The organism is Pseudomonas yangonensis, assembly GCF_009932725.1.
In the GTDB taxonomy this organism is placed as follows: Bacteria; Pseudomonadota; Gammaproteobacteria; order Pseudomonadales; family Pseudomonadaceae; genus Aquipseudomonas; species Aquipseudomonas yangonensis.
On record NZ_BLJU01000228.1, the window covers coordinates 1 to 271 of the forward strand.

General features: G+C 54.6%; 1 tRNA gene. It reads right to left on the minus strand.

Annotated features, from left to right (window positions below):
- Nucleotides 1–21: 21 nt before the first annotated feature.
- Nucleotides 22–96, minus strand: a tRNA-Arg gene (locus tag GYB81_RS24130).
- Between the last annotated feature and the right edge of the window lie 175 nt (nt 97–271).

The window sequence follows — 271 nt, forward strand, 5'->3', positions numbered from 1 at the left end:
GAAGATTATTGCGGCTGCGCATGGTGTCCCCTGCAGGAATCGAACCTGCAACTAGCCCTTAGGAGGGGCTCGTTATATCCATTTAACTAAGGGGACAAGGAGGCACGAGTATAGCGTTTTTTGCCCGCCTGAGTAAGAGCCATACCGTCTGACTGCTTAAACCCTCGCCACTCAGGGCGCTTTTTTTATGCCCGGTCGGCCTTTTTCCCTTTCTCCGCCGCCTGGGCGCGGGCTTCCGCTTTTCGCTTGCTGCTCATATCGTTACGGATCT